Annotated in this window: 10 protein-coding genes; 7 read left to right on the top strand and 3 right to left on the bottom strand. The window is 73.5% G+C overall.

The window, feature by feature from the left end:
* Positions 1–347: 347 nt before the first annotated feature.
* The 3 genes from Q0D57_RS16950 (at position 348) to Q0D57_RS16940 (ending at position 2,638) form a co-directional block, all read left to right on the top strand.
* The gene (locus Q0D57_RS16950; protein ID WP_291046250.1) at positions 348–926 is read left to right on the top strand and encodes a DUF3090 domain-containing protein; all 579 of its coding nucleotides are present in this window, start codon (positions 348–350) and stop codon (positions 924–926) included.
* Positions 927–936: 10 nt separating this feature from the next.
* Positions 937–1,734, top strand: a complete 798-nt coding sequence (locus Q0D57_RS16945; RefSeq protein ID WP_291046249.1) for an SCO1664 family protein — start codon at positions 937–939, stop codon at positions 1,732–1,734.
* A gap of 124 nt (positions 1,735–1,858) precedes the next feature.
* Positions 1,859–2,638: an isocitrate lyase/phosphoenolpyruvate mutase family protein gene (locus Q0D57_RS16940; RefSeq protein WP_291046246.1), complete on the top strand. Its 780-nt coding sequence runs from the start codon at positions 1,859–1,861 to the stop codon at positions 2,636–2,638.
* A gap of 53 nt (positions 2,639–2,691) precedes the next feature.
* On the opposite strand, the gene Q0D57_RS16935 is transcribed toward Q0D57_RS16940, so the two are convergent.
* Positions 2,692–3,075, bottom strand: a complete 384-nt coding sequence (locus Q0D57_RS16935) for a RidA family protein (protein WP_291046243.1) — start codon at positions 3,073–3,075, stop codon at positions 2,692–2,694.
* Between the two features lie 200 nt (positions 3,076–3,275).
* Between Q0D57_RS16935 and Q0D57_RS16930 the strand changes: the two genes are divergently transcribed.
* Both Q0D57_RS16930 and Q0D57_RS16925 read left to right on the top strand, forming a co-directional pair.
* Positions 3,276–4,709, top strand: a complete 1,434-nt coding sequence (locus Q0D57_RS16930) for a glucose-6-phosphate dehydrogenase (RefSeq protein ID WP_291046241.1) — start codon at positions 3,276–3,278, stop codon at positions 4,707–4,709.
* Positions 4,710–4,728: 19 nt separating this feature from the next.
* Complete coding sequence (locus tag Q0D57_RS16925; RefSeq protein ID WP_291046239.1) at positions 4,729–5,550, top strand: aldo/keto reductase; 822 nt, start codon at positions 4,729–4,731, stop codon at positions 5,548–5,550.
* A gap of 36 nt (positions 5,551–5,586) precedes the next feature.
* Here Q0D57_RS16925 and Q0D57_RS16920 read toward each other — a convergent pair whose 3' ends face one another.
* Entirely contained in the window at positions 5,587–5,766 is a 180-nt protein-coding gene (locus Q0D57_RS16920) for a hypothetical protein (RefSeq protein WP_259526305.1), read from the bottom strand.
* Positions 5,759–6,193, bottom strand: coding sequence for a DUF1801 domain-containing protein (locus tag Q0D57_RS16915; RefSeq protein WP_291046235.1), 435 nt, complete (start codon positions 6,191–6,193; stop codon positions 5,759–5,761). The genes Q0D57_RS16920 and Q0D57_RS16915 overlap by 8 nt, the downstream gene beginning before the upstream one ends.
* Positions 6,194–6,362: 169 nt before the next feature.
* Between Q0D57_RS16915 and Q0D57_RS16910 the strand changes: the two genes are divergently transcribed.
* Both Q0D57_RS16910 and Q0D57_RS16905 read left to right on the top strand, forming a co-directional pair.
* Positions 6,363–7,172 (top strand): GNAT family N-acetyltransferase, encoded by an 810-nt coding sequence (locus tag Q0D57_RS16910; RefSeq protein WP_291046234.1) that lies wholly within the window; start codon positions 6,363–6,365, stop codon positions 7,170–7,172.
* Positions 7,169–7,738: nitronate monooxygenase (locus tag Q0D57_RS16905; protein WP_291046231.1), on the top strand; the 570-nt coding region annotated here is incomplete at its 3' end. The genes Q0D57_RS16910 and Q0D57_RS16905, both read left to right, overlap by 4 nt.

Here is a 7,738-nt window from a genome sequence, read left to right as displayed (position 1 = left end):
TTCGTGCGCTACAGCTCCGCCCGGCCCGAGGTCATCGCCACCAACACCGAGGCGGGCGACCTCTCGTGGCTCCGGGCGGCCCCCGCACCGGATCCGGCGGGTGCCGCGGTGGGCGGCGGCGCCGGCCACGCCCCCGCCTGACCGGCGACTAGGCCCACCCGCCACCGCGCCCGTCGCAGCGGTCCTGCGCACCCGCCCGGCTCATCCGGTGTCCGGGGCGCCGCACCTGCATCCCCCGCGACGCCGCATCCGCACCGCACCGCACCGGACCGCACCCACCACGCATCTGCGCCGCACCTGAGCGCCCGTGGGGTGGCGAGGCCGCCCGCCGCTCGTAGGATGGGCGCATGCCCACCATCGCTCACGAGTTCGTCTGGCCGGACCGGGTCGTCATCGGCACGATCGGCCTCCCGGGCGCCCGCACCTTCTACCTCCAGGTGCGCTCGCGCTCGCAGATCATGAGCGTCGCCCTCGAGAAGGAGCAGTCCGCGCTGCTGGCCGAGAAGATCGACGAGATCCTCGACGAGCTCATGGTGGGCGACGGCAACCCGTTCAGTGTTCCCGCCACGACCCCGGTCGAGCTCGTCGACAACGACCCGCTCGAGCTACCCCTCGACGAGCAGTTCCGCGCCGGCGCCATGAGCCTCGGCTGGGATCCCTCCACGGTGCAGATCGTGGTCGAGGCGTTCCCGGTGCAGGAGATCGACGACGCCGAGTTCGATCCGGAGTCGATCGAGAGCATCAGCGAGCTCGAGAGCCTCGTCGAGCCCTCCGAGGTGCTGCGGGTGGGGATGCCGGTCGGCACCGCCCGCGCCTTCGCCAAGCGCACGCGCGAGGTCGTCGGAGCGGGCCGCCCGCTCTGCCCGCTCTGCGGCACGCCGATGGACCCCCAGGGTCACGTCTGCCCCGTCGCCGACGACCTGTGACGATCGACCTGTGACCGTGGCGCCGAGCGAGCCGGACAGCGTCGCCCGAGGCGGTGTCCCCGACGGCGACCTCGAGCTCGTCGGCCGCATCACGACCGCCTCCAACGCCACCTTCCTCGGCCGCATCGACGACACCGAGGTGGTCTACAAGCCCGTGCGCGGCGAGAGCCCGCTCTGGGACTTCCCCGACGGCACGCTCGCCGGCCGCGAGGTCGCCGCGTTCCTCGTCTCCGAGGCGCTCGGCTGGAACGTCGTGCCGCCCACCCTCCTCCGGGACGGCCCCCTCGGCCCCGGCATGGTGCAGCTGTGGCAGAACGCGGATCCGGAGCAGGACGCCGTGGACCTCGTCGACGCCGACGACGTCCCGGAATCCGGATGGCGCCCGGTCTTCGAGGGTCGTGACGAGGAGGGCCGCGCCGTCGTGCTCCTGCACGAGGACTCCGCAGCGCTCCGCCGCATGGCCGTCTTCGACGTCATCGTGAACAACGCCGACAGGAAGGGCGGCCACGTGCTCGCGATGCCCGACGGCCATCGCCACGGCGTCGACCACGGACTCGCGTTCCACCAGGATCACAAGCTGCGCACCGTGCTCTGGGGCTGGCTCGACGAGCCGCTCGACAGCGCAGAGCTCGAGGGACTCGCCCGGCTGCGCCTCGCCCTCACCGGTGGCCTGGGCGAGGCGCTCGAGGCCCACATCCTGCCCGCCGAGATCGAGGCCCTCGAGCGGCGCTGCGACCGGCTCGAGCGCGAGGCGCGGTTCCCCGGGCCGGAGGGCGACATGCCCGCCGTGCCGTGGCCGCTGTTCTGAGAGCATCGTCAGAAGTCGTCGCATCCGGCCCGCTCGGCCGCCCGGCACGGTTCACTGGAGTCATGCTGTCCCTGCAGCAGATCCGCCGGCCCTCCGGCCAGAACCGCGAAGGAAGACCCGAACCATGAGCACACCCTCGACCGCCGATCTCGCCCAGCAGCTGAAGGCCCTCCACGAAGCGCCCGAGATCCTGCGGGTGGTGAACGTCTGGGATGCGATCAGCGCCAAGACGGTCGCAGCCCTGCCCGAGACCCGCGCCATCGCCACGGCCGGCCACTCCATCGCCGCCGCCTACGGCTACGACGACGGCGGCATGCCGCTCGAGCTCGCCCTCGCGGGAGCCAAGACCATCGCCGACGCCGTCGACCTCCCCGTGACGGCCGACCTCGACGACGGCTACGCCGACCCCGCCGAGACCATCCGCCGCGCCATCGGCTTCGGCATCGTGGGCGCCAACGTCGAGGACCGCCTGCGCCCGTTCGACGAGTCCGTCGCACGCGTGAGCGCCATCATGAGGGCCGCAGAGGCCGAGGGCGTCGACTTCCAGCTCAACGCCCGCACCGACGCGATCGTGCGCGGCGGCGAGCGCCCCAAGAGCGAGAGCATCGCGGATGCGATCGCCCGCGGCCGTGCGTTCCTCGAGGCGGGCGCTCCCCTCGTCTTCGTGCCCGGAGCCCTCAGCCGCGACGACGTCGAGGCCCTGGTCGAGGGTCTCGGCCGCGGCCGGCTCTCGGTGATCGGCGCTCCCGGCGCCCTCCCCGCCGCCGACTACGAGGCGCTCGGAGTGGCCCGCATCTCCTACGGCCCCTTCACGCAGCGCGTCGCGCTCCGCGCCCTCCGCGACGTGGCGGCCGACCTCTACGGAACCGGCGTCATCCCCGAGGACACCCCGGCGCTCAACTGAGCCGGGCGGCCCTGCCCTGAAGCGGCCGGTCCCGCTCCGAGCGGACCGCCGCCTCAGGGCAGCGTCGCGATGGCCTCGATCTCGACGAGTGCGCCCGGCTTCGCGGGCGCCACGGTGAGCACCGTGACGGCCGTGCGGCGCTGCCCCCACACCGCGGCACTCGCGGCGTAGGCCTCCATGGGGTCGATCCCCGGTGCGAGGTAGATCGACATCCGGGCGACGTGCTCGGGCCCGGTGCCTGCCTCGGCCAGCACGGCCAGCACGTTGCGGAGGGCCTGCTCGGTCTGGGCACGAAGCCCCTCGAGCAGGGTCCCGTCGGCGTCGACGCCGTTCTGGCCGCCCACGAACAGCAGCGGGCCCGGCGGCACGAGCATCCCGTGCGCGAAGGCCGGGCTCGGCGGCAGCTGGGGCGGATCGACGGGCGTGGGGATCGACATGGCGTCGAGGATCCCACTCGGCCGGCCCGAGGTCAACCCGTCCGGAGACCGCTTCCCGGCGCGGGCCGATCCCGGCCGACCTGGCTAGGGTCGGGAGGGCGGCGAGTACCCGCCCGGCTGCCCGCCAGAGGACCCACGCGGAGCACGCACACCGAGCACCCACGCGGAGCACCCACACCGCACGACCACGGAGGCGCATGATGTCCGAGACCGATCAGACCGGCATCCCGGATGCGACGAGCATCGAGACCACGGCCCGCACCATCGCCATCCTCGGCGCCGGCGGCGACCTCACCGAGCGCCTGCTGCTGCCCGGGCTCGGCCAGGTGCTCGACGCGGCCCGCGAGGCCCGCAACCCGCTCGAGATCCGGGTCGTCGGAGCCGCCCGCACCCCGCAGTCGCGCGAGGAGTGGCAGGGCGTCGTGCGTCGGAGCCTCGAGGCCGCCGGCATCGGGGCCGAGAGCGTCGAGGAGCTCGCGAGCACGGCGGAGTTCGTGCCCACCGACGCCTCCGACCCGGCCGAGCTCAAGGCCCTGATCGAGGCCTGCCCCACCTCCCCCGTGCTCTACGTGGCGCTGCCCCCGTCGATGGGGCGGACCGTGGTGAAGTCGCTCGCCGAGCTCGACCAGTCCGGCGACCTGCCTGACGACCTCCTCGTGGCCATCGAGAAGCCCTTCGGTGAGGATCTCGCCGATGCCCAGGCCCTCAACGAGGAGCTCGCGGCGGTCGTGCCGGAGGATCGGCTGTGGCGCATCGACCACTTCCTCGGCGAGTCGACCGTGCTCGGCATGCTCGGCCTCCGCTTCGGCAACGCCCTGTTCGAGGCCGGCTGGAGCGCCGAGAGCGTCGAGCGGGTCGACATCGTCTTCGACGAGGAGCTCGGGCTCGAGGGTCGCGCCGCCTTCTACGACACCACGGGCGCCCTCCGCGACATGCTGCAGAGCCACCTGCTCATGGTGCTCGCGCTCACCGCCATGGAGCGCCCGGCCGCCGTCACCGCCCCCGAGGTGCACGACCGCGTGGCGGAGGTTCTCGGCGCCGTGCGGCTCTGGCGCGACGACCCCTCCACCGCCCGCCGCGCCCGCTACACCGAGGGCCGCGTCGACGACCGCTTCTTCCCCTCCTACGTCGACGAGGAGGGCGTGGATGCCTCGCGCGGCACCGAGACGCTCGCCCAGATCGTGCTGCAGGTCGACGTGCCGCGCTGGCAGGGCGTGCCGTTCGTGCTGCGCTCGGGCAAGGCGATCGGGAATCCGCGCGCGGAGGTGGCCGTGCACTTCCGCGACACGGCGGCGCCCGAGGGACTCGACTCGCCCGGCGGCGCCGGTCTCGGCACCGCGCTCCGGATCTCGCTCATAGACGGATCGATCGATCTGGGGGTGGTGCTGAACAGCGGCGGCGAACTCGGCGGCCTCGAGGCATCCGCTCTGCGTGCGGCCCCCGCAGCCCCCGTGCTCGGGCCCTACGCCCAGGTGCTCGCCGGCATCCTGCAGCAGGACACGCTGCTCTCGGTGCGCGGCGACGTGGCCGAGCAGTGCTGGCGGATCGTCACCCCCGTGCTGAACGCGTGGGCCGAGGGCGACACGCCGCTCGAGGAGTACGAGGCCGGATCCGCGGGCCCCGAGGGCTGGTGATCGGGCGTAGCGTGAAATCATGCCCGCACTGACTGACACCTACACCCTGTCCAACGGCGTCGAGATCCCCAAGATCGGCTTCGGCACCTGGCAGATCCCCGACGGTCCCGAGACCTACGACTCCGTCGCGGCGGCGCTCGAGGCCGGCTACCGGCACATCGACACCGCGCGCGCCTACGACAACGAGAAGAGCGTGGGTCGCGCGATCTGCGACAGCGGCATCCCCCGCGACCAGATCTTCGTGACCACCAAGCTGCCCGCCCAGGCGAAGGACACCGCCTCGGCCGAGGCCGCGTTCGAGAAGACGATGTCCGAGCTCGGGCTCGACTACGTCGACCTCTACCTCATCCACGCGCCCTGGCCGTGGGAGGAGATGGGGGCCGACTACACGGCCGGCAACATCGCCGCCTGGAAGGTGCTGAACGGCATCCACGAGGCCGGTCGCAGCCGCGCCATCGGGGTCTCGAACTTCGAGGTGCCGCACCTGGAGTCGATCGTCGAGGCGACCGGCGTGATGCCGCACGCCAACCAGATCCGCTGGTTCGTGGGCAACACGCAGCCCGAGACCGTGAGCTGGTGCCGCGAGCACGACGTGCTCGTGGAGGCCTACTCGCCGCGGGCCACGGGCGAGCTGCTCGAGAACGAGGAGCTGAAGGGCATCGCGGATCGGCTCGGCCGCTCGGTGGCGCAGGTGTGCCTGCGCTACGCGCTCGAGAAGGGCACGCTGCCGCTGCCGAAGTCGACGACGCCGTCGCGGATCGTGGAGAACGCCCAGCTCGATTTCGAGCTCTCGGCCGACGACGTGGCGGCGCTCGACGCGCTCGACGACCCGACGGCTTAGGGGCTGGCGCCGGCGGCGGGCGCGCGGCAGGCCGCCTCAGTCGACGAGGTCGGGGTCGCCGCCCGGGCGCACGGCGGCGTCGTCGCGCACGTCGATCCGCGTGACGCCGTCTCCGGCGTCGGTCACGTCGATGCGCGGCGCCGCGTCGTCCTCCGTCGACTTGGGGGCCGTGGTCAGCTGGTCGTGACGCTTCTCGTCGTGGGTGCGCTCAGACATCCGATGCCTCCTTCTTCGGGGCGGCCTTCCGGCCCGCCGTCTTCTTCGCGGCCGCGTCGGCGCGCTTCCGGGCGTTGAACGCGATCGCCTCGCGCACGAGCTCGGCGAACGCTGTCTCGTCGACGGTGTCGCCCTCGGAGAGCTCCACCGAGCGCCGCTGATTGCCGCCGAGCTCGCCGTTGAAGAGCCCGTGCGGGTCGTCGAGCGAGGCTCCGTGGAGGAACCCCAGCTTGACCTTGGCCTTGAAGATGTTGCCCACCACGAGGATGCCGTCGAGCTCCCACACCGGCGAGCCCATCCACTTCCACTCCTCCACGATGCCGGGGTCGACCCCCAGGATCACCGCGCGCGTCCGTGCGAGCGCCTCCCCGCGCCAATCGGGGTGGTTCTGGATGAGGGAGTCGATCTCGTCGGACGGGGTGGCCATGACGCCATTGAACCACCGGCCGACGCCGCCCACCACCGCGCCGCGCCCGCCGCCGCTCGGCCAGCACCGTGCCGCGCCCGCCACCGCCCGCCCAGCACCGCGCCGCGCCGCGCCCGCCGGCCTTCCACCGACCCGGGTGCCGTCGCCCGCCGTGTGATGGACTGGACGGATGCACTCCACCCCGCCCGCCGACCGCGCGGCTCTCCTCCTCGCCGCCTACGACGAGCAGCTGCGCGGGGAGGCCGAGACCCCGAGCCAGCTCTCGGTCACCCCACTCGGGCCGCTGCGGCTCGTGACCTTCGCGCACGGCCGCGGGTTCGTGACGTACCGCGACCTCGGCGGAGCGGGACCGGCGGAGATCCGGGAGCTCGTGGCCGGCGCGCTCGAGCACTACAGCGCCGATCCCGGCATCACCCGGGTCGAGTGGAAGACCCGCGGCCACGACGCGGCTCCCGGTCTCGCCGAGGCGCTGCTCGAGCACGGCTTCGCGCCCGACGAGACCGAGTCCATCATGATCGGCGACGCCGAGGCGCTGGCGGTCGACGTCGAGCTCCCGGCCGGCGTCGCCCTCCGCCGGGTGACCGCCGAGGCTGACGTGCGGGCGATGAGCGCTCTGGCCGACGAGGTCTTCGGCGATCCCGTCTCGGAGGAGATGGCCGACGCGCTCCTCCGGCGCCTCGACCGCGACGACGGCATGGAGCTCTGGGTCGCCGAGTCCGACGGCCGCATGCTCGGCACCGGCCGCCTCGAGCCGGTGGCCGGCACCGCGTTCGCCGGCATCTGGGGCGGCGCGGTCGTCGCCGAGTGGCGCGGCCGAGGTCTCTACCGCGCTCTCACCGCAGCCCGGGCCCGGTCGGCGCTCGAGGCCGGCGTCTCCCTCATCCACAGCGACTCCACCGACTTCTCCCGCCCCATCCTCGAGCGCTCGGGCCTCGTGAAGGTCTCGACCACCACCCCCTACCGCTGGAGACGAGCATGAGCCGCCGCGCACCGACCTCGTTCACCCGCCTGCTCGGCATCGAGCAGCCGATCGTGCTGGGGGCGTTCGGCGGGCTCTCGTCGGTGGAGCTCACCGCCGTCGTCTCCGAGGAGGGCGGCCTCGGGTCGTACGGCCTCTACGGCTACGACGCGGCGCGCATCCGCGAGACGGCGGCGGCCCTCCGCGCCCGCACCGACCGCCCCTTCGCGCTCAACCTCTGGCTGCCGGTGCCCGGCGAGGTCGCGCCCGAGCCGGACGACGAGGCCTTCGCCCGCCACCTCGATCCGCTCCGCCCGTACTTCGACGAGCTCGGCCTGCCGCACCCCGGGCGGCCCGAGCAGTACCTGCCGCCGGTCGAGGAGCAGCTCGAGGCCGTGCTCGAGGCGCGGCCGGCCGCGGTGAGCGTGGTCTTCGGGCTGCCGGATCCGGCGTTCGTCGAGGCCGCCCGCGCACGCGGCATCCGCCTGATCGGCACCGCCACGACGGTCGAGGAGGCAGTGGACCTCGAGGCGGCCGGGGCCGCCGAGATCGTGGCGAGCGGCGCAGAGGCCGGCGGGCACCGGGTG

Origin of the sequence: Herbiconiux sp., assembly GCF_023264895.1 — a bacterium.
In the GTDB taxonomy this organism is placed as follows: domain Bacteria; phylum Actinomycetota; class Actinomycetes; order Actinomycetales; family Microbacteriaceae; genus Herbiconiux.
This window is presented reverse-complemented; position numbering and strand designations above follow the sequence as displayed.